The sequence below is a fragment of the Ramlibacter sp. WS9 genome (assembly GCF_003797765.1).
Lineage (GTDB): Bacteria > Pseudomonadota > Gammaproteobacteria > Burkholderiales > Burkholderiaceae_C > Ramlibacter.
In genome coordinates, this window is record NZ_RKMB01000001.1 from 298,705 (window position 1) to 318,660 (window position 19,956).

Annotated in this window: 17 protein-coding genes and 1 tRNA gene; 5 read left to right on the top strand and 13 right to left on the bottom strand. The window is 66.3% G+C overall.

Annotated elements, in window-relative coordinates:
* Positions 1-43: 43 nt before the first annotated feature.
* The 7 genes from EEB15_RS01465 to EEB15_RS01495 all read right to left on the bottom strand — a co-directional run bounded on the left by EEB15_RS01465 (position 44) and on the right by EEB15_RS01495 (position 9,551).
* Positions 44-1,297 carry a ribonucleotide-diphosphate reductase subunit beta gene (locus EEB15_RS01465; protein ID WP_141507748.1) on the bottom strand — a complete coding sequence of 418 codons (1,254 nt, stop codon included), beginning with the start codon at positions 1,295-1,297 and terminating at the stop codon, positions 44-46.
* Between the two features lie 146 nt (positions 1,298-1,443).
* Positions 1,444-4,419 (bottom strand): ribonucleoside-diphosphate reductase subunit alpha, encoded by a 2,976-nt coding sequence (locus EEB15_RS01470; protein ID WP_141507749.1) that lies wholly within the window; start codon positions 4,417-4,419, stop codon positions 1,444-1,446.
* A 344-nt stretch (positions 4,420-4,763) separates the two neighbouring features.
* A complete protein-coding gene (gene ampD, locus EEB15_RS01475; RefSeq protein WP_141507750.1) occupies positions 4,764-5,348 on the bottom strand; it encodes a 1,6-anhydro-N-acetylmuramyl-L-alanine amidase AmpD in 585 nt (194 codons plus the stop codon).
* A complete protein-coding gene (locus EEB15_RS01480) occupies positions 5,332-6,813 on the bottom strand; it encodes a sigma-54 dependent transcriptional regulator (protein WP_141507751.1) in 1,482 nt (493 codons plus the stop codon). The genes ampD and EEB15_RS01480 overlap by 17 nt, the downstream gene beginning before the upstream one ends.
* The gene (locus EEB15_RS01485) at positions 6,813-8,522 is read right to left on the bottom strand and encodes a PAS domain-containing sensor histidine kinase (protein WP_233259297.1); all 1,710 of its coding nucleotides are present in this window, start codon (positions 8,520-8,522) and stop codon (positions 6,813-6,815) included. Before EEB15_RS01485 ends, EEB15_RS01480 begins: the two co-directional genes overlap by 1 nt.
* Before the next feature lie 4 nt (positions 8,523-8,526).
* Positions 8,527-8,757: a PP0621 family protein gene (locus EEB15_RS01490; protein ID WP_141507753.1), complete on the bottom strand. Its 231-nt coding sequence runs from the start codon at positions 8,755-8,757 to the stop codon at positions 8,527-8,529.
* The gene (locus EEB15_RS01495) at positions 8,754-9,551 is read right to left on the bottom strand and encodes an inner membrane protein YpjD (protein WP_141507754.1); all 798 of its coding nucleotides are present in this window, start codon (positions 9,549-9,551) and stop codon (positions 8,754-8,756) included. The genes EEB15_RS01490 and EEB15_RS01495 overlap by 4 nt, the downstream gene beginning before the upstream one ends.
* Before the next feature lie 83 nt (positions 9,552-9,634).
* On the opposite strand from EEB15_RS01495, the gene ffh reads away from it, so the two are divergent.
* On the top strand, positions 9,635-10,999 hold the full coding sequence (ffh, locus tag EEB15_RS01500; protein WP_141507755.1) for a signal recognition particle protein: 1,365 nt from the start codon (positions 9,635-9,637) through the stop codon (positions 10,997-10,999).
* Between the two features lie 83 nt (positions 11,000-11,082).
* Here the strand turns inward: ffh and miaB are convergent, their stop codons facing one another.
* The 3 genes from miaB to EEB15_RS01515 form a co-directional block, all read right to left on the bottom strand.
* Complete coding sequence (gene miaB / locus EEB15_RS01505) at positions 11,083-12,423, bottom strand: tRNA (N6-isopentenyl adenosine(37)-C2)-methylthiotransferase MiaB (protein WP_141507756.1); 1,341 nt, start codon at positions 12,421-12,423, stop codon at positions 11,083-11,085.
* 175 nt (positions 12,424-12,598) lie between these two features.
* Complete coding sequence (locus EEB15_RS01510) at positions 12,599-13,015, bottom strand: hypothetical protein (RefSeq protein ID WP_141507757.1); 417 nt, start codon at positions 13,013-13,015, stop codon at positions 12,599-12,601.
* A 41-nt stretch (positions 13,016-13,056) separates the two neighbouring features.
* Positions 13,057-13,860, bottom strand: a complete 804-nt coding sequence (locus tag EEB15_RS01515) for a glycosyltransferase family 32 protein (protein WP_141507758.1) — start codon at positions 13,858-13,860, stop codon at positions 13,057-13,059.
* Between the two features lie 146 nt (positions 13,861-14,006).
* On the opposite strand from EEB15_RS01515, the gene EEB15_RS01520 reads away from it, so the two are divergent.
* Positions 14,007-14,576, top strand: coding sequence for a hypothetical protein (locus tag EEB15_RS01520; protein ID WP_141507759.1), 570 nt, complete (start codon positions 14,007-14,009; stop codon positions 14,574-14,576).
* Between the two features lie 61 nt (positions 14,577-14,637).
* Here the strand turns inward: EEB15_RS01520 and EEB15_RS01525 are convergent.
* Both EEB15_RS01525 and EEB15_RS01530 read right to left on the bottom strand, forming a co-directional pair.
* A tRNA-Met gene (locus EEB15_RS01525) sits at positions 14,638-14,714 on the bottom strand.
* A gap of 86 nt (positions 14,715-14,800) precedes the next feature.
* Positions 14,801-16,318, bottom strand: coding sequence for a VWA domain-containing protein (locus EEB15_RS01530; RefSeq protein WP_141507760.1), 1,518 nt, complete (start codon positions 16,316-16,318; stop codon positions 14,801-14,803).
* Positions 16,319-16,441: 123 nt separating this feature from the next.
* Here EEB15_RS01530 and EEB15_RS01535 point away from each other — a divergent pair, with 123 nt between their 5' ends.
* Both EEB15_RS01535 and EEB15_RS33545 read left to right on the top strand, forming a co-directional pair.
* Positions 16,442-17,056, top strand: a complete 615-nt coding sequence (locus EEB15_RS01535; RefSeq protein WP_233259298.1) for a sigma-70 family RNA polymerase sigma factor — start codon at positions 16,442-16,444, stop codon at positions 17,054-17,056.
* The gene (locus tag EEB15_RS33545) at positions 17,053-18,159 is read left to right on the top strand and encodes a hypothetical protein (RefSeq protein ID WP_158289957.1); all 1,107 of its coding nucleotides are present in this window, start codon (positions 17,053-17,055) and stop codon (positions 18,157-18,159) included. Before EEB15_RS01535 ends, EEB15_RS33545 begins: the two co-directional genes overlap by 4 nt.
* Positions 18,160-18,214: 55 nt before the next feature.
* Here EEB15_RS33545 and EEB15_RS01550 read toward each other — a convergent pair whose 3' ends face one another.
* Positions 18,215-18,994: an enoyl-CoA hydratase gene (locus tag EEB15_RS01550; protein ID WP_141507763.1), complete on the bottom strand. Its 780-nt coding sequence runs from the start codon at positions 18,992-18,994 to the stop codon at positions 18,215-18,217.
* A gap of 118 nt (positions 18,995-19,112) precedes the next feature.
* On the opposite strand from EEB15_RS01550, the gene EEB15_RS01555 reads away from it, so the two are divergent.
* A complete protein-coding gene (locus EEB15_RS01555; RefSeq protein WP_141507764.1) occupies positions 19,113-19,916 on the top strand; it encodes an enoyl-CoA hydratase-related protein in 804 nt (267 codons plus the stop codon).
* The last annotated feature ends 40 nt before the right edge of the window (positions 19,917-19,956 follow it).

Here is a 19,956-nt window from a genome sequence, read left to right on the forward strand (position 1 = left end):
GCCGGTCGCCAACGCGGACGAATCTCAAACTCGTCCTATTCGTTCAATCCCAGGAAAGCGCGCCACCCGTCTGGTATTCGATCACGCGGGTTTCGAAGAAATTGCGCTCTTTCTTCAGGTCAATCATTTCGCTCATCCACGGGAAAGGATTTTCCTCGTTGGGGAAGAGCGCTTCGAGGCCAATCTGCGTGGCGCGGCGATTCGCGATGTAGCGCAGGTAGCCCTTGAACATGGACGCGTTCATGCCCAGCACGCCACGCGGCATGGTGTCTTCGGCATAACGGTATTCGAGCTCGACGGCCTTCTGGAACAGGGTCTTGATCTCCGCCTTGAACTCGGAAGTCCAGAGGTGCGGGTTCTCGAGCTTGAGCTGGTTGATCAGGTCGATGCCGAAGTTGCAGTGCATCGACTCGTCGCGCAGGATGTACTGGTACTGCTCGGCGGCACCGGTCATCTTGTTCTGCCGGCCCAGCGCCAGGATCTGGGTGAAGCCGACGTAGAAGAACAGGCCCTCCATCAGGCAGGCGAAAACGATCAGGCTCTTGAGCAGCGTCTGGTCGTTTTCCGGCGTGCCGGTGTGGAAGTTCGGGTCCATGATCGCCTCGATGAAGGGGATCAGGAACTGGTCCTTGTCGCGGATCGACTGGACTTCGTTGTAGGCGTTGAAGATCTCCGCCTCGTCCAGACCCAGCGACTCCACGATGTACTGGTAGGCGTGGGTGTGGATCGCTTCTTCGAACGCCTGGCGCAGCAGGAACTGGCGGCACTCGGGCGCCGTGATGTGGCGGTAGGTGCCCAGCACGATGTTGTTGGCGGCCAGCGAATCGGCGGTGACGAAGAAGCCGAGGTTGCGCTTGATGATGCGGCGCTCGTCCTCGGTCAGACCGTTCGGGTCTTTCCACAGGGCGATGTCGCGGTTCATGTTCACTTCCTGCGGCATCCAGTGGTTGGCGCAGGTGGCGAGGTACTTTTCCCAGGCCCACTTGTACTTGAACGGCACCAGCTGGTTGACGTCGGTCTGGCCGTTGATGATGCGCTTGTCGGCGGCGTTGACGCGGCGGTGGCTGGCCGGTTGCGCGACGTGCGACTGCACCGCGGCAGCAACACGCGAAGGTGCTGCGGCCGGCGCCAATGCGGCATCGTCGAGGGTGCGCAAAGCAGGTTGGGGAATCTGGGAGGCTTGCGAAACAGGTGAAGAGTTCACCTCGCGGAGGGAGTGGCTCACCTCGCGGTTCGTGAATGAACCGCTGTTCTGCGCTGGCGATGTGGGCTTGACTTCTTCGTCCCAGGTCAACATAAGTTTTCCAATGCTCGGATTATGTGAGCAGTGATGAGAAATGCAAAGTGTCCGTTCACATCACTGCCCGATTGTGTTGCTCAATTGCATCGCGATGTGTCAGAGAAGACCGACAAAATTTCGCGATGCGCATGGTCGCTCTCACGTCATTGGCAGGCTTCGCAGCCCGGGTCGTCGATCGCGCAGAACTTGATGTCGGTGGCCGGAGACGTTGCGTTCACGCTCGCATCCATCTGCGCCTTTGCAGTGGCGGCGGCCTTCTCGAGTGCACCCATGTTGCCGCTCGCCGTGCCCGACGACACCGCGTTCAGGCGGCCCGATTGCACGGTCGATTTTTCGGCGTGCGTCGCGCTCGTCGTGCGCAGGTAGTAGGTCGTCTTCAGCCCGCGCAGCCACGCCAGCTTGTACGTGTCGTCGAGCTTCTTGCCCGACGCGCCCGCCATATAGATATTGAGCGACTGCGCCTGGTCGATCCACTTCTGGCGGCGCGCCGCGGCTTCCACCAGCCACACCGGCTCGACTTCGAATGCGGTGGCGTACAGCGCCTTCACTTCCTGCGGCACGCGGTCGATGGGGCGCAGCGATCCGTCGAAGTGCTTCAGGTCCATGACCATCACGTCGTCCCACAGGCCCAGGCGCTTCAGGTCGCGCACCAGGTAGTGGTTGATGACGGTGAACTCGCCCGACAGGTTCGACTTGACCGAGAGGTTGCCGAAGCAGGGCTCGATCGAGGCGTCCACGCCGATGATGTTGGAGATGGTGGCCGTGGGCGCGATGGCCACGCAGTTGGAGTTGCGCATGCCGTCCTTGGCGATCTTCTTGCGCAGGGCATCCCAGTCCAGCGTGGCCGAACGGTCGACCTCGACATAAGACGGGGAAGGGACCCCGTCTTTCGACAGGCCCGTGCCGCGTTGCGTGGCCAGCAGGTCCAACGTGTCCAGCGGCAGGATGCCCTTGTCCCACAAGGAGCCCTTGTAGCTGGAGTACTTGCCGCGCTCTTTCGCGAGCTCGGTCGAGGCCCAGTAGGCGTGGTAGCAGACGGCTTCCATCGACGTGTCGGCGAACGCGACAGCTTCATCCGACGCGTAGGGGATCCGCAGTTCGTACAACGAGTCCTGGAAGCCCATGATGCCCAGGCCGACCGGGCGGTGGCGCATGTTGGAGTCGCGGGCCTTCTTGACGGCGTAGTAGTTGATGTCGATCACGTTGTCGAGCATGCGCATCGCCGTGGTGATCGTCTTCTTGAGCTTGTCGTGGTCGAGCCGTGAGGCGACGTCACCATCGCTGCCGCCGTCCTTCAAATGCTGCAGCAGGTTCACGGAACCCAGGTTGCAGACGGCGGTTTCGGTGTCGCTGGTGTTGAGCGTGATCTCGGTGCACAGGTTGGACGAGTGCACGACGCCGATGTGTTGCTGGGGCGAGCGGATGTTGCAGGCGTCCTTGAAGGTGATCCAGGGATGGCCGGTCTCGAACAGCATCGAGAGCATCTTGCGCCACATGTCGGTGGCCTGCACCGTCTTGCTGGGCTTGATCTCGCCGCGCTTGGCCTTCTCTTCGTACTTGACGTAGGCCTTCTCGAACTCGATGCCGAACAGGTCGTGCAGGTCGGGCACGGAAGAGGGCGAGAACAGCGTCCATTCACCCTTTTCCATCACGCGGCGCATGAACAGGTCGGGGATCCAGTTGGCCGTGTTCATGTCGTGCGTCCGGCGTCTGTCGTCGCCGGTGTTCTTGCGCAGCTCGAGAAACTCCTCGATGTCCAGGTGCCAGGACTCCAGGTACGTGCAGACCGCGCCCTTGCGCTTGCCGCCCTGGTTCACGGCCACGGCCGTGTCGTTGACCACTTTCAGGAACGGCACGACGCCTTGCGACTCGCCGTTGGTGCCCTTGATATGGGAGCCCAGGGCGCGCACGCGGGTCCAGTCGTTGCCGAGGCCGCCGGCGAACTTGGACAGGAGGGCGTTTTCCTTGATCGACTCGTAGATGCCGTCCAGATCGTCCGGCACCGTGGTCAGGTAGCACGACGACAGCTGCGAGCGCAGCGTGCCGGCGTTGAACAGCGTGGGCGTGCTGGACATGAAGTCGAAGCTCGACAGCACTTCGTAGAACTCGATGGCGCGGGCTTCGCGGTCGATCTCGTTGAGCGACAGGCCCATGGCCACGCGCATGAAGAAGGCCTGCGGCAGCTCGATGCGGGTCTTGCGCACGTGCAGGAAGTAGCGGTCGTACAGCGTCTGCAGGCCCAGGTAGTCGAACTTCAGGTCGCGGTCGGCCTTGAGGGCGGCGCCGAGCTTCTTCAGGTCGAACTGCAGCAGCTTCTCGTCGAGCAAGTCGTTGTCGACCCCCTTCTTGATGAAGCCGGGGAAGTAGTCGGCGTAGCTGCCGGCCATTTCCGCCGGCGGCAGGTCGCGGCCCAGCACCTCCTTGAAGATGGTGTGCAGCAGCAGGCGCGCCGTGGCGTAGGTGTAGTCCGGGTCCTTTTCGATCAGGGTGCGGGCGGCCAGGATGGAAGCCTTGTAGACCTCGTCCATCGGGACGCCGTCGTACAGGTTGCGCATGGTCTCGGCCATGATCGGGTCCGGCTTGATGTCGGCGCCCAGGTTCTGGCAGGCGGAAACGATCAGGCCCTTCAGGTTGTCCAGGTCCAGCGGGATGCGCTGGCCGCCGTCGAGCGCGTGCAGCGTCGGCGCCGCCGGCACGTCCTGGACGTTCTGCTTGGCGCGCTCCTGGGTGCGGCGTTCACGGTAGAGCACATAGGCGCGGGCGATCTCATGGTGCCCGCCGCGCATCAAGCCGAGCTCGACCTGGTCCTGCACGTCTTCTATATGGAAGGTGCCGCCGCCCGGTCGCGAACGCACCATGGCGCGGATCACCGCCTGCGTCAGGCTGTCCACGGTTTCGCGCACGCTGGCCGAGGCCGCGCCTTGCGTGCCGTGCACGGCCAGGAAGGCTTTCATCATCGCGATGGCGATCTTGTTCGGCTCGAACGGCACCACGGCGCCGTTGCGGCGAATGATCTGGTAGTTGGCGAGGGGGTTGGCGGTCGCCTCGAGGGCTTTGGTGGCCGGAGACTGGACGCCGGCAGCACTCGTCGGGGTCGTGATATTCAGGGCTGATTGCATCTGCATTCTTCCTCGAGCTGTGATTATTTTTGCGAGGGCGAAGTGTACCCTCAGACCGACCCCAAGCACTATATATGGGGTGCGCTACGTGTCAAGCTCACTACAGGTAGTGGTTTTCCAGGAATGTCGATATGCTGTGGACAGGCTGTTGAACCCAGTGTGCCGTTGAGCGCGGCACCTTGCAGAGACACGAGAAATCATCCACACGCCAAGTGTGGCGCGGGCTTGCAAGGGGAAATGCTTTGGAGCCCGCGCGGACACTGCACATCAGCGTTGGGTAACACGCTGTTGCCAATTTTCGTGACCAAGCCTGCGATGACAATCGCGCGGCGACCTGCGCGCGGCTATCCCGGGAAAAAACGCGCCGGCCATGCCAGGTGGCGCTGCAGCAAGGCCCAGTCGAACCCCGTGCCCGGATCGCCTTTGCGGCCTGGTGCGATGTGCTCGTGGCCCGCGATGTGCTGCACCGGGTAGTGCTGCGCGATGGCGGCGCACACACCCGCGAGCGTCTCGTACTGCCCGGGTTCGAACGGCTCGCCTTCGAGCCCCTCCAGCTCGATGCCGACGGAGTCGTCGTTGCAGTTGTCGCGGCCGCGGTAGTGCGAAGCACCCGCGTGCCAGGCCCGGTCGTCGCAACTCACGAACTGCCACAACTCACCGTTGCGGCGGACGTAGAAGTGCGACGACACCTGCATGCCCTCGATGGACTTGAAGTACGGATGGGCATGCCAGTCCAGGGTGTTGGTGAAAAGGCGCTGCACTTCGTCGCCGCCGTAACGGCCGGGCGGCAGGCTGATCGAGTGCACGACGACCAGGTCGATGGCGGCGCCCGCCGGCCGTGCGCCGAAATTGGGGGAATCCAGCCGGCGCGCAAAGCGGTACCAGCCGCGCTGCCAGAGGCCCGAGGCGCTGTCAGGCGGTGCCGTCATTCGGTTCGTCGCCCGGCGCGGTGATGGCCAGTCGCGCGATGCGGTAGCGGATCTGGCGCAGCGACAGGCCCAGCCGCTGTGCCGCCGCCGTGCGGTTGAAGCCGCTTTCGTGCAGCGCCTGCACCAGGATTTCCCGTTCCTGCTGGTCGAGGTAGGCCTGCAGGTCGGGCGGCACGGTGGTCGCCGCGCGCACAGGCTGCGCGGCCGGCGCGTTCACGGGCGTCGCCATGTCCTGCGCCGGTGGCCCTGGCGCCCGGGTCGGCGCGAAATCGACCTGCAGGTCTTCGCCGTCGGACAGCGCGACGGCCCGGTGCAACAGGTTTTCCAGCTCCCGCACATTGCCGTTCAGCGGGTGTTCGGCCAATTGCTCGACCACGGAAGCCGACAGCACCGGCAGCGGCATCCCCGATTCCTGCGCGATGCGTGCCAGCAGGGCCTCGCACAACGCCGGCAAATCTTCCCGGCGTTCGCGCAGCGGCGGCACCAGGATTTCGATGACGTTCAGGCGGTAGTAGAGGTCTTGCCGGAAACGGCCCGCATGCACGTCGGCCGCGAGGTCCTTGTGCGTCGCGCTGACGACGCGCACGTCGACGGCGTCTTCCTGCGTCGATCCCAGCGAACGCACCTGACGTTCCTGGATGGCGCGCAGCAGCTTGGACTGCATCGCGAGCGGCAGGTCGCCTATCTCGTCGAGAAACAGGGTGCCGCCTCCCGCCGCCTGGAAATAGCCTTCGCGGTCGGCGGTGGCGCCCGTGTACGAGCCCTTGCGTGCCCCGAAGAATTCCGCTTCGAGCAGCGATTCGGGGATGGCGCTGCAGTTGACGGCGACGAAGGGCCCCTCGGCGCGGTGGCTGCAAGCGTGGATCGCGCGCGCCACCAGCTCCTTGCCGGTGCCCGACTCGCCGCGTACCAGCACGGGTGCCATGCTGCGCGCCACCTTGGCGATGCGCTCCTTGACGACGCGCATGGCCTGCGACTCGCCCACCAGCCGCTGCAGCGCAGCCTGGCCGCTCGGCGGGCGTTCGGCGTTTCCGCTGCTGCGCGCCGCGGCAGGCATGGCACTGCGTGCGCGCACCGGGACCCCGCTGTCCTGGATCGCGGACGCCACCACGGTGCGGAACTGCTTCAGGTCGACGGGCTTGGTGAGGTAGTCGAACGCGCCGGCCTTGAGCGCTTCCACCGCGTTCTCGGCCGAGCCATAGGCCGTCATCACGATGCAGCGCTCGCCGCGCTGCTGCGCCAGCATGCGGTGCAGCAAGTCCAGCCCCAGGCCGTCGGGCAGCCGCATGTCGGTGATCACCGCGTCGAACTTCTTGGCCTGCAGCTGTTCCCAGGCCTCGGCCAACGTACCGGCCGCGTCCACACGATAGCCTTCGCGCAGGAGCGTGAGCTCGTACAGCGTGCGAAGGTCGGGCTCGTCGTCGACGACCAGGACTTGTGCGGGGGCGGAAGGGGGAGTCGACATCAGGTGGTGATTGTGTCAAATGACGCGGCCCGGGCAAGCGGCGCGCCGGCCGCCCGAAAGACGACGTAGAACTCGTTGCCGTCTCGCGCATCGGCGCCCGCACCGTCGGCCACACGCCGGTAGCCGATCGAGGCGCCGTGGCGCTCGCACAGCTCGCGGCAGATGTACAGGCCGAGGCCGCTCGAGCGGCTCTCGGACGAAAAGAAAGGTTCGAACAGGTGGCGCTGCACCGTCGGTTCGAGCGGCGCGCCGTCGCTCCACACCGTAAGGCCGGCATGGCCTTCCTTCACGCCCGTGGCCACGCGGATCGAGCCCGGCGCGTGGCTGGCGTAACGCAGTGCGTTGTCCAACAGGTTGACCAGCACGCGCCGCAGGTGGTCGGCATCGAACGGGACTTGCGCCTTGGGCGCCGAGAGCGCGACGCGCAGCCGTGCGCCGCTGCGCGTCTGCATGGCCCAGTCGCTGCACGCCGCGGCGGCGCTGGCGTCCAGCTCCAGTGCCGGCGGCGTGCTGATGCCCTGGTGCTGCACCCGCGATATGTCGAGGATTTCGTCGACGATCTGGGCCAGGCGCTGCGCGTTCTTGCGCACGAGCGCGCTGAGCTGCCGCAGCGCGGGCTCGCGCAGGTCTTCTTCCATGAGCGCGTTGGCCTGGGCGATGGCCGCCAACGGGTTGCGGATCTCGTGGGCGACGGCCGCGGACATGCGGCCCATGGCTGCCAGTTTCTCCGTGCGCAGCCGCGCCTCCATTTCGCGCAGGTCTTCCAGGAACATCACGCACAGGCTCTCGGCCTGGTGTTCGTCGGATGTGAGCCGCGTGCGCACGTGGAAGCGGCGCGGGCTGGCGCCGTCTTCCTCCAGCGCCACTTCCGCGCGCTGCGCCTCGCGCTGGCTGAACGTGAGCTCGGTCAGCGCGAGCATGGGCCGCCACTGCGGATTCGCGCTCAACTCGATGGCCGGCTGGCCGGAATCGTCCAGGCCCAGCAAAGTGCGCGCGGCCGGATTCGCGTTGTGCACCTGGCCGCGGGCGTCGACCACCAGCACGCCATCGGACAGGCTTTCGATCACCAGTGCATTGACCTGGGCCTGCATGCGTGCGGCCTGCTGGCTTTCGCGCGCGGTCTGTTCCTCGCGTGCGAGGCGTGCCGACAGCTGGTTGGACAGGAAGGCCAGCGCAAAAAAGCCGCTGCCGGTGAGGCCGGCCTGCAGGAAGCGCGCTGCGCTCTCGGCGGGAACGTGCAGCGACTGCACCCAGGCATCGGTCAACAGCAGGATCGCGACGCCGGCGGCCGTTCCCAACGCCAGCAGTGCGGAGCCCAGCACCGAACCCATCAACACGGGCAGCGCGAACAGCGGCGAGTAGTTGATGCCGCCCGCCTGCAGGAACTGCAGCGTCGAGAACGCGAGCAGGTCGATGCCGATGGTGGACACCCACTGCGGATCGAACGTCTTGCCCGGGGGCAGCGGCCGGGTGAACACGCGCACGGCCCCCGTGGCTGCCAGGTAGGTGACGCACAGCCCGATCAGCCAGCGGCTGATGTTGAGCGCGGGGGCGAAGATGAACAGCGTACACAGCAGCACCAGGAGCAGCACCGCGATCGCCACGCGCGCGGTCATGAAGCCACGCCACAAGCGGGAGAACGCCGAGCCCTCGTTCAGTCCCGGCGCGGGGATGGCGCTGAAGCTGCTCTCCAGGGGCGGAGCGGACACGTCGTCAGTCCTTGCGTGAACGGTGTTCGACGCAGCAATACAGCTGGCCGTCGGGCCCGGGCAGCGCATCGGCTCGCGGCAGGTGCACGTGGCACACCGGGCATTGCACCATGTCTTGCGGCAGCGGAGGCGGCGCCTTCTTCGCCGGTTTGGCGCGCGGCGCGCCGGCGTCGCGACCTTTGCGCCAGAACCAGACCGCGGCCAGCACCACCAGCAGGAGGATGAGGTATTTCATGAGGGGCGCCTGAGCACCACTTCGAGCACGAAGCGCGAACCGGCGTAGGCCAGGAGCAGGAGCAGCGAGCCGACGTACAGCACGCGCACGGCTTTGCGCCCGCGCCAACCGAAGCGCAGCCGGCCCAGCAGGAGAAAGGCGAACACGCCCCACGCGAGGATCGAGAACACGGTCTTGTGGTCCCACCGCACGCCGCTCTTGCCGTACAGCGCGTCGCTGAACAACAAACCGGCAAACAGCGTGGCTGACAGCAGAATGAAGCCCGCGGTTGCGAAGCGAAACGTCAGCCGTTCCAGCGTCAGCAGCGGCAGGCCGGCGTGCGGATCGGCGGCCTGGCGGATGTGCCGCTCGGCACGCGTCATCAGCCAGGCATGGACAACGGCGGCGGCGAACAGGCCATAAGAAGAGATGCCGAGGGCCCAATGCAGCGGCAGCCACGGCGACGCGCTCACGTGCAACGGCGCGCCCGGATAGGCCAGCGCCAGCAGCACGGCCAGGCTGCCCAGGCCGGCAAGGGCCCAGCGCGCCTGCAACTGCGGGAACATCTGGCGCTCGACGGCGTACACCGTGAGGACGAGCCAGGCCGTCACCGACAGCGCGGGCGCGAAGCCGAAGCGAGGCGGGTCGCCCAGCAGGCCCCAGGCCAGCACCAGGCCATGCAGGAGCCATGCGGCGAGCAGGGCCATACGCGCTGCGCGCTCCGACAGGCGAGCCGCGCCCGCGGCGGGCACCGCGTAGGCGAGGGCGGCCGCCAGCGTCAGCACCAGGCTCGCGGGGGATGGACTAGAGTTCACGGGCCCTTAGAATCATGGGTCACAGTTTAGCCTTGCTTCCAAGGTGAAGCGCATCCATCCGGCTCGCACCGGCGCACTGCCTCATGGCCTCCACACTCACCGACAAGCTCTCACGCCTGGCCAAGGAAATCCGCGGCCAGGCCCGCATCACCGAAGCCAACGTGCAGGACATGCTGCGCGAGGTCCGCATGGCGCTGCTCGAAGCCGACGTGGCGCTGCCGGTGGTGCGCGACTTCATCGCGCGGGTCAAGGAAAAGGCGCTCGGCCAGGAAGTGCTGGGTTCGCTCTCGCCCGGCCAGGCGCTGGTGGGCATCGTCAACCGCGAGCTGGCCGCCACCATGGGCCAGGGCGTTTCCGACATCAACCTCGCCGCGCAGCCGCCGGCGGTGATCCTGATGGCGGGCCTGCAAGGCGCGGGCAAGACCACCACGACCGCCAAGCTGGCCAAGCACCTGATCGAAAAGCGCAAGAAGAAGGTTCTCACCGTATCTGGCGACGTTTACCGCCCTGCGGCCATCGAGCAGTTGAAAACGGTGACGGCACAAGCCGGTGCCGAATGGTTCCCCTCGTCGCCGGACCAGAAGCCGGTCGACATCGCCAAGGCCGCGCTCGACTTCGCGAAGCGCGGCTACTTCGACGTGCTGCTGGTCGACACGGCCGGCCGCCTCGCCATCGACGAAAACCTGATGCGCGAGATCAAGGAACTGCACGCGGCACTGAACCCGGTGGAAACGCTGTTCGTGGTCGACGCGATGCAGGGCCAGGACGCGATCAACACCGCCAAGGCCTTCAAGGAAGCGCTGCCGCTCACCGGCATCATCCTGACCAAGATGGACGGCGACTCGCGCGGCGGCGCGGCGCTGTCGGTGCGGCAGGTGACGGGCGCGCCGATCAAGTTCGCCGGCGTCAGCGAGAAGATCGACGGGCTGGAGGTGTTCGACGCCGAGCGCCATGCCGGCCGCATCCTGGGCATGGGCGACATCGTCGCGCTGGTCGAGCAGGTCACGGCCGGCGTCGACATGGAGGCGGCGCAGAAGCTCGCCGCCAAGGTCAAGAGCGGCGGCTTCGACCTGAGCGATTTCCTGGCGCAGATCCAGCAGATGAAGCAGATGGGCGGCCTCACCAGCCTGATGGACAAGATGCCCGCGGCGATGCAGGCCAAGGCCGGCCAGGTCGACATGGGCAAGGCCGAGAAGGACATCAAGCGCAAGGAGGGCATCATCCAGAGCATGACGCCGCTGGAGCGGCGCAAGCCCGAGCTGATCAAGGCCACCCGCAAGCGCCGCATCGCCGCCGGCGCCGGCGTGCAGGTTCAGGAAGTGAACCGCCTGCTCAACGAGTTCGAGCAGATGCAGGGGATGATGAAGAAGATGAAGGGCGGCGGCCTCATGAAGATGATGAAGCGCATGGGCGGGATGAAGGGCGGGATGCCCGGCATGCCGCGCTGAGCCTTTTGCTTTCTTGCCGGGGGCGGGTTGGGGGATGCTCTGTGGAGCGAATGTCCCCCGTCCCGGTCCGGACCACCGCAACATCAGGCGGCGAGTTTTTCCTTCAGCACGACTTCGCCCCGCAGCGAATGCGAATTCGCTTCCGTGACTGTCACATCGATCATCTGCCCGACCAGCCGCTTCGGGCCCTTGAAGTTGACCATGCGGTTGCACTCGGTGCGGCCCGCCAGTTCGCTCGGGTTCTTCCGCGACGGGCCTTCCACAAGGATGCGCTGCACCGTGCCGACGCGGCTCTCGCTGATCGCGCGCATGTTGCCTTCGATCACCGCCTGCACCTGCTGCAGCCGCTTGAGTTTGACTTCGTGCGGTGTGTCGTCGTGCAGCGTGGCGGCGGGCGTGCCCGGACGCGGACTGAAGATGAAGCTGAAGCTGTTGTCGTAGCCCACGTCATCGAGCAGCTTCATCAGCTTGGCGTGGTCTTCGTCGGTCTCGCCGGGGAAGCCGACGATGAAGTCGCTGGACAAGGCCATCTCGGGGCGGATCGCCCTCAGCTTGCGCACCGTGCTCTTGTATTCCATCGCCGTGTAGCCGCGCTTCATCGCCATCAGGATGCGGTCGCTGCCGTGCTGCACCGGCAGGTGCAGGTGGCTCACCAGCTTGGGCACCTTGGCGTACACCTCGATCAGGCGCTGGGTGAACTCGTTCGGGTGGCTGGTGGTGTATCGGATGCGCTCGATGCCGGGAATCTCGGCGACGTATTCGATCAGCAGGGCGAAGTCGGCGATCTCGGCTGAATCGCCCATCTTGCCGCGGTAGGCGTTGACGTTCTGGCCCAGCAGCGTCACTTCCTTCACGCCCTGGTCAGCCAGGCCCGCCACTTCGACCAGCACGTCCTCGAACGGCCGCGAGACTTCCTCGCCGCGCGTGTACGGCACCACGCAGTAGCTGCAGTATTTGGAGCAGCCTTCCATGATGCTGACGAAGGCGGTGGCGCCGTCCACGCGGGCCGGGGGCAGGTTGTCGAACTTCTCGATCTCCGGGAAGCTGATGTCCACCTGCGCGCGCTTCTGCTCGGTGCGCTGGCGCAGCAGCTCGGGCAGGCGGTGCAGCGTCTGCGGGCCGAACACCACGTCCACATAAGGCGCCCGCTCGATGATGGCCGCGCCTTCCTGGCTGGCGACGCAACCGCCCACGCCGATCAGCACGCCCTTTTTCTTGAGATGCTTGACGCGGCCCAGGTCGCTGAACACCTTCTCTTGCGCCTTCTCGCGCACCGAGCAGGTGTTGAAGAGGATCAGGTCGGCTTCTTCCACATCCTGGGTGGCCTCATAGCCCTGCGCCGCATGCATCACGTCCACCATCTTGTCCGAGTCGTACTCGTTCATCTGGCAGCCGAACGTCTTGATAAAGACCTTTTTTGGCAATGGAGCCCCCACGTTTGCCGCCGGGGCGGCTGCTCTGGACGTGCCGCCGTCAGAGTCGGCGGCTCTTCGCCCCGTCCCAGCCTGCGCAGGCAGGCTGGGAGCCGCGGGGCTCAGCCCCTCAGGGGCGTTCGCTAGCTTGAAGCGGTTCTGCGCGTCGCTCATGACAAATGCCGCCTCAACGCCGCGCGCCGAAGATCAGCGCCAGCAGTTCGATGAAACGCTGCGCGCCATTGGCGCCCGAGCCCGCACCGCCCAGCTTGGTGTATTCGTCGTCGGTCAGGATCCAGACTTCATGGATCAGGCCCGCCGCGTCGCGGCGATACACCACGGGCAAGGTCTTGCCGACGATGCCGCCGGACAGCACCAGCATGTTGTTCAGGTCGCGGATGCGAGAGCCGGGCGAGAGCCGGTCGGGCTTGCCGTCGAGCGTGATCTCGGGCGGTGCGGTGACGACGAGCTTGCCCAGGACGACGTCCTTGGGCGCGTCGCGCTGGATGCCCTGGGCCGAGGCCGTGACGGCAAACGTGAGGAACAGGCCGGCCAGGAACGCGGAAAACGCGCTTCTTGCCCGGCTCTTCGTGCAGCGATTCATGGTGTACATCCAGAGGCTGTGGAGGGGAGGGAATGGCGATTTTACCGGCTTGCGGTCCGCAGCTCCGGCGGCGGCTCCCATGAGTGGGCCCAGTAACTCACCGTGAGGGATTGCGGGAAAAGCGACAAGACGCTCTTGCGGTCCAGCCATCGTCCGTCGCGCATCATCGGCTTTCGAAACAGGCGATCGTGGATGCGGTCGTTCCAGTCGAGCGGAAAGAAGACGTGGCCTGGCACCGCGGCCACGCGTGTGGGGCGTGGTTCCGGCGCCAGGGCCGACGGCAAGCGGTTGCGGATGTCCGCGATGCGCCGCGGGACTTCGGCATCGACATCGCGTCGTGTGTACAGCTCGTGGACACGCTTGAGCAGCACCGGGCCGGTGATGAAATCCGGCCGCTGCTCCTTCACCGGCACGGGTTCAAGCAACAGCGACATCGCCAGCAGCCAGAACTCCTGCCGCGGTGCCGACAGCATCAGGGCATTGGGCAGCGAGTGCTCGAAGTGCGGGTTGGTGCCCATCCGCCCGAGGACGACGTCGGCGATGTTCAGCATGGAGTCGAGGGGCCGCAGGCATTCGGTATCCAAGTCGACGTAGACGCCGCCGTGGTGATAGAGAAAGAAGTAACGCACCACATCCGCCCGGTAGATCTCGGCGGGGTAGGCGTTGTAGGTGTCGAGGAACCACGGGTAGTGCTCCGCGATGAAAGCGCGGTTGTCGTCATCGTCCCATAGGCGATAGTCATACGTGGGGTTCTCGCTGCGAAACGTCGCCGCCCAGTACGCAAAGTTCTCGGGAAAGTCCGTCTTTGACTTCCAGGTTTGGAACAGGATCTTGGGGATGGGCATCGGGCAACGAATCCCTCACGGCGGCGCATGCCGCACAAAATGCCCTGCGCGAGTGCAGGGCAGGCCCGAGTTTATCAACCAGTAGACAGCGCATCCCAACGCGGGCAGAGTACGCCCTGGCTTCTCCGCGCCAAAGCAAGAGGCCGGTGTCGTTCTCCGCCAACCCTTCGCAAGGTGCGCCAATGATTCATTCCGAATACCTCAAAGCAGCCCAGGATGCTGTCGCTCATGTGAAAAGCAAGGTGCGTTATCGCGGCCTCAACACGGCGGGAGGCTGGATCCGGCACCCGGACGAGGTCCCGGGGAAATTCGTGGCTCGCATCAGCTCGAAGATCATGGGGGCCTCCAGAAGCGCTGCGTATGGCGGCAGTTTCGACGCGGAGCTCTACATTGACGAGGTCGCGAAGCTGGGTCTTGAGTCGGGTACGGGCAACTGCTCCGAGTTGTCCGCCATCGCCTTTCTGTACCTGAAAGCAAAGGGCATCGCGCCCATCGAATACTTCGGTGTGCTGCGGGGCGCATGGAACCATGCCTTCGTGGTGCTGAACCGCGACGCCAGCGTTCCCATCACCGACTTCGCGACGTGGAGTTATCAGGCCGTGGTCTGCGACCCGCTGTACGACCGGGCTGCGGATGCCGGGCACCTTGCCACCTGGTACAGCCGCATGTTCCCGATCAAGGAAACCGACATGTGGTATCGGCTCGACCCGGCGTGAAGCCGGCGCCGGCGGTGGGCAAAAAGAAAAGGGATAGCCGGCCGGCTATCCCTTTGGAGTCTGGTGGCGCTTCACGGATTCGAACCGCGGACCTGTGGATTATGATTCCATCGCTCTAACCGACTGAGCTAAAGCGCCATTCAAGGCGCTTTTTTTCTAAAGCGCCAATCACGGCGCTTCTTTTGAATTCGCCGAGCCCACGATTATAGCCAAACCGGCCCGCGTCAGCTCCCCCGGGCCAATTTCCCCAACTCCTGCGCCACCAACCGCACGATCAGCCGGTCGAGCGTGTCCACCGAGTAATTTTTCACATCGTGCACGGTTTCGCGGCCCGGGCCGCTGGCCGGATCGTGCGCGTTGGCATAGGTCAGGAAGACGAACTGGCCGCCCGTGTACTGGGCGATCTGGCGCTGGATGAACTCTCCTTGCTTGTCCAGGCCGCTCGCGCCCACGCCGAACACCTTGATGCCCTTGCCCAGCGCCGCCACCATGTCGTCGTCGTATTGAGGCCCGCCATAGTCCAGGTGGGGCGGCGCATCGGCGAGCAGCACCACCATGCGGGTGGCGCCGTCGCCTCGCCAGCTGATGTTGTGCACCGTGTCGTGCAAAGCCTCGTTCATCGCTTCCGGGTAGTCGCCGCCGCCGGCCGCCTGGAGCGGGCCCAGCGCTCCACGCAGGAATCCGTCCAGGTCGTTGGTCAGGTCGTGGCTGCGCAGCAGGAAGGCATCGGTCTTGTCGCGGTACGCCACCAGGCCGAAGCACAGGTCGGGCTGGCTCGGCAGACGGGAAACTTCGGCCGAAATGCTGCGCAGCGTCGTCTTGAGCTTGTCGATCTCGTCGGCCATCGACCCCGTGGCGTCGACCAGGAACACCAGGTCCAGCCGGGCTCGCGGCTCGGCGGCGCGGGCGTCCAGCACGACTTCGACAGCACTCTTCTGGCCACGTGTGAGGCGCCCGAACGACTGCCGGCCATCCTTGCGCACGGCCACGTCGTATTGCTGCGAACGCGAGGGATCGAATGCGTTGGGATGCAGCCAGACCTGGCCGGCGGCGTCGGTGCGTGCCCACATCGCGTGGCCGCTCGAGCCTTGCACCGCCACCTCGGCGTCGGCAATGCCGCGGCCGCGTGCGTCCTTCACCTCCAGCAAATAGCGCTCACGGATGTCGCGCGCGCGGTGTTGCACGCGGGTGCGGTTGCGAAACCCCAGGTAGGACGTGAAGTCGGCGTTGTCGTCGACCACGCCGGCAGTGACGGGGCCGTGCGTGGGCGCCTGCTGCTGCTGCTGCGGTTGTGGCGAGGGATACATGGGCGGCGGCATGGGATGTGCCGAGGAAGCGAGCGACTCGCGCGCGGCGTCGGCCATGCCACGGCCGCTTTCCGCGCGCGCTGCGGGGGCCGCGGGCGCCCACGCACGGGCGCCAGTGCCGGCGTCTTCCGCGATCGCCGGTGCCGACTTCGCCATCCGGTCGCGCAGGTCGCGCCGGCTCGTCGCCTGTTCGGCATACATGCCCGGGACTTCGCGCGTCTGTAGCGGCCGCGCGCAGTGCGGGGCCGACGGTGCCTGGAAGTTCGGGACCGTGCGCGCAACTGGCATGGGCACGGGCGCCGGCCACTGTGTCGGCTTGGGCTCGGGCCAGCTGCCGGGTGGCAGCGGCGAATGGGCCGTCGCATTGCAGGCAGCGAGCACCAGCTGGGCGACCAGCAGCAGGACGAGTTTGCGCGGGGGGCGGCGGTTGTTCATGGAAGGCCTCCAGGTTGTGGTGAAGGCTGATACGACCGGTGGGACCGGGCGGGGTGAAAGATTTCGGAAGGTTTAACCCCGAGGCCCGGGTTGGCCCGTATCACGTGGTGTGAAAATCTATTCATGTCCCGCCCCCGCAGCAACATGCCCGACGAGCAACTGATGCTGGCCTATGCCCAGGGCGATGCCGCCGCTTTCGACGAGCTCTACGCGCGCCATGAGGGCGCGCTGTACCGCTTCGTGCGGCGCCTGCTGGGCGCGCCCATGGCGGCGCAGGCCGACGAGGTGTTCCAGGACACTTGGTTGCGCATCGTCGCCGCCCGCGCCAGCTTCGCGCCGCAGGGAGCTGCCTGGCGGACCTGGGCTTTCACGATCGCGCATAACGTGGCGATGGACCGGCTGCGCACCAGTGGGCGCGAAGTCGGCCTCGAAGCACAGGACGACGGCTCGGATCCGCTGGAGTGGCTGGCGGCAACGCTGGACATGACGCACCCGTCCAGCGAGGACACGGCCTTCTGGCGCGCCGCCGGCAGGCAATTGCTGCAGTGCCTGGACGAGTTGCCCGAGGCGCAGCGTGCCGCGTTCCTGCTGCACCACGAAGACGGCGCGAGCGTCGAGGACCTCGCGCAGCGGTTGGGCCTGCAATTCGAAACCGCCAAGAGCCGGCTGCGTTACGCGCTGCAGAAACTGCGCGGCTGCATGCGCCGCTACCTTGAAGTGTTGGAGACCCCGGCATGACGGGCTTGCGCGACGCTCGCCTGCACAAGGCTCTGGAGTCGGCGCCGGACGGCGATTTGCGGCCGGCCGAGCGAGTGCGCCGCGAGATTCTCGCGAAGGCTCATCAAGCCGTCGCCCCCGCGTCGGCGGTGCCCTGGTGGAAGGCCTTGTGGGAAAGCGCGGGGCGCCGCAATTCGCCCTGGAACGCCGCGTTCGCCACGCTGGTGATCGCCGGCTTTGTGACAGTGCTGTGGTTCGATCGAGAGGTGCCGGGGCCGCAGCCGGAAACAACGCAGGCCGATGGGCGCGTGCCATCTGCAGCCGCTCCTGCGCCTCCAGTCCCGGCAGCGGCGCCTGCTCCCGCAACGGCACCTGCAGCCCCCACGGCACCGGCACCTGCACCGGCGCAGGTCAAACCGGCAAAGCCGGCGGTGGATGCTGCAACGCGTGTGGCTCCAACGCCGCCTGCGGAAATGGCGCAAGCACGCAAGAGCGAGCCCGCGCTGTCGGCGCGGCAAAGCGGCCCTGCGCAAGTAGCGGCAGGTGGCGGCGAGCCGGCACGTGAGCGTCGTGCAGACACGAAATCCTTGCGTGACGAGGACACGCGCGCGTTGGCCAAGAGCGCCCAACCGCAAGCGGAAGCAGCGGCGCCCGCGACCGCGCCGCTGCAGGAATCCATAGGCGCTGCAGCCGGGACCGCTGCCGCACCCAGGGCCGCCCCCATGGCGAGACCGGCGGCGCCTGTGCAAGCAGCACCGGCCGCGCCCGCACCGGCGCCGGTGATCGCGCCGCAACGCGATGCCATGGCGAGCGGCTGGACCCACGCGAAAGTGTCGGTCGGCGGCCGTGAGGTGGAAGTCGAAAGAAGCCAGGCCGGCCGGCTGGCCGCGTTGCTCGGCGCGATAGAGCGCGGGCCTCGGGGCGAGGACCCGCTGGAAGGCCCTGTCATCTTGAAGATCGAGCTCAGCGAGCAGGGCGCGCCCGTCGATGTTCTGGAGGTGGTGGGCGCGCAAGTGCGGTGGGCCCGGCTGCGCGCAGGGCAGCGCTCGAGTTTCGTCGCAAAGCCGGAGCCCGCGCAGCTGCAGGCGCTGCAGGCAGAGGTCAACCGTCTGGCCGGTCGATAGGGCCGGCGCGGCAGCATGGATGCCGGATCAAATTCGGCATGGCACGCGTGCGCTTCTATTGATGCTTGAACTGCGCCTTGCGCTTGTTCACGAAGGCGTCCATGCCTTCCTTCTGGTCGCTGGTGGCGAAGAGCGCGTGGAACATGCGGCGTTCGAACATGATGCCGTCGGCCAGGCCGCCTTCGAACGACCGGTTGACCGACTCCTTGGCCGCCATCACCGCGATCTGCGAGAAGTCGCAGATCACCAGCGCCGCGGCCAGCGTTTCGTCCATCAGCTTGTCCAGCGGCACCACGCGGCTGACGAGGCCCGCGCGCTCGGCCTCAGCCGCGTCCATCATGCGCGCCGTGAGCGCCATGTCCATCGCCTTGGCCTTGCCCACCGCGCGCGGCAGGCGCTGCGTGCCCCCGGCGCCGGGGATGATGCCGATCTTGATCTCGGGCTGGCCGAACTTCGCGTTGTCGGCGGCGATGATGAAGTCGCACATCATCGCCAGCTCGCAGCCGCCGCCCAGCGCAAAGCCGCTCACCGCAGCGATCACCGGCTTGCGGACCGAACGGATGGTCTCCCAGTTGCGCGTGATGTAGTCGCCCTTGTAGACGTCGGCGAATTCGTACTTGGCCATCGCGGCGATGTCGGCGCCGGCGGCGAAGGCCTTCTCGCTGCCGGTGATGATCATGCAGCCGATGGCTCCGTCGGCATCGAAGGCCTTGAGCGCGGCGCCCAGTTCATCCATGAGCTGGTTGTTGAGGGCGTTGAGCTGCTTGGGGCGGTTCAGCGTGATGACGCCGACCTTGCCGCCTTCGGTGCGCACTTCGATGAGTTCGTAGGCCATGGATCTTTCTCCTTGTCTTGATCTTTCGACTATACCGAGACGCGCATTAGCCGACCGCTTGGTCGGGCAATGATAGAGTAGCGTCGCGAGACTGCACGCCAGCCCTTGGAGACATGACATGACAGAACAGAACGTCCTCTACGAAACCCGCGGCGCCGTGGCCCTGGTGACGCTCAACCGCCCGCAGGCCCTGAACAGCTTCACCCGCCGCATGCACCAGGCGCTGTGGGATGCGTTCGACAGGATCGAAGCCGACAAGGCCATCCGCGCACTGGTGATCACGGGCGCGGGCCGCGGCTTTTGCGCCGGCGCCGACCTGGCCGAGTTCGACTTCGAGCCGGGGCCGGACCTGGTCAAGCGCGCCGACCCGGGCCCGGTGATCGACCAGTGCTTCAACCCAACGGTTCGCAAGCTCCAGGCCTTGCGCGTGCCGACGATCGCGGCGGTGAACGGCGTGGCGGCCGGGGCGGGCGCCTCGCTGGCTATGACCTGCGACCTGGCTGTGGCCGCTTCCAACGCCACCTTCATCCAGGCCTTCAGCAAGATCGGGCTGGTGCCGGACGCCGGCGGCACCTGGTTCCTCATCAAGAAGCTGGGGCTCGCCCGCGCCATGGGCACGGCGATGCTGGGCGACAAGGTCAGCGCCAAAGACGCTAAGGAGTGGGGGATGATCTGGGACGTGGCGGCCGAGGGTGAGGACTGTGTGGACGCAGCGATGAAACTGGCGCAGCGCTTGGCCACCATGCCCACCAAGGCCCTGGTCGAAACACGCAAGCTGCTGCGGGCCGCCGCGAGCAACGAGCTCGACCAGCAACTGGATGCCGAGCGCGACACGCAGTCGGCGTTGGGCAAGACGCACGACTACATCGAAGGCGTGATGGCCTTCCGCGAGAAGCGTCCAGCCAACTTCAAGGGCGAATAAAAATGACCCACCCCCGAAGCGCCTTCAGCGCCTCCCCCTC

Coding starts and splice junctions, on each gene's coding strand:
- EEB15_RS01515 (WP_141507758.1), bottom strand. CDS start 13,860: ATGCCCATCCCCAAGATCCTGTTCCAAACCTGGAAGTCAAAGACGGAC.
- ampD (WP_141507750.1), bottom strand. CDS start 5,348: ATGACGGCACCGCCTGACAGCGCCTCGGGCCTCTGGCAGCGCGGCTGG.
- EEB15_RS01480 (WP_141507751.1), bottom strand. CDS start 6,813: ATGTCGACTCCCCCTTCCGCCCCCGCACAAGTCCTGGTCGTCGACGAC.
- EEB15_RS01465 (WP_141507748.1), bottom strand. CDS start 1,297: ATGTTGACCTGGGACGAAGAAGTCAAGCCCACATCGCCAGCGCAGAAC.
- EEB15_RS01510 (WP_141507757.1), bottom strand. CDS start 13,015: ATGAATCGCTGCACGAAGAGCCGGGCAAGAAGCGCGTTTTCCGCGTTC.
- EEB15_RS01550 (WP_141507763.1), bottom strand. CDS start 18,994: ATGGCCTACGAACTCATCGAAGTGCGCACCGAAGGCGGCAAGGTCGGC.
- EEB15_RS01530 (WP_141507760.1), bottom strand. CDS start 16,318: ATGAACAACCGCCGCCCCCCGCGCAAACTCGTCCTGCTGCTGGTCGCC.
- EEB15_RS01555 (WP_141507764.1), top strand. CDS start 19,113: ATGACAGAACAGAACGTCCTCTACGAAACCCGCGGCGCCGTGGCCCTG.
- EEB15_RS01535 (WP_233259298.1), top strand. CDS start 16,442: ATGTCCCGCCCCCGCAGCAACATGCCCGACGAGCAACTGATGCTGGCC.
- EEB15_RS01470 (WP_141507749.1), bottom strand. CDS start 4,419: ATGCAATCAGCCCTGAATATCACGACCCCGACGAGTGCTGCCGGCGTC.
- EEB15_RS01490 (WP_141507753.1), bottom strand. CDS start 8,757: ATGAAATACCTCATCCTCCTGCTGGTGGTGCTGGCCGCGGTCTGGTTC.
- EEB15_RS33545 (WP_158289957.1), top strand. CDS start 17,053: ATGACGGGCTTGCGCGACGCTCGCCTGCACAAGGCTCTGGAGTCGGCG.
- ffh (WP_141507755.1), top strand. CDS start 9,635: ATGGCCTCCACACTCACCGACAAGCTCTCACGCCTGGCCAAGGAAATC.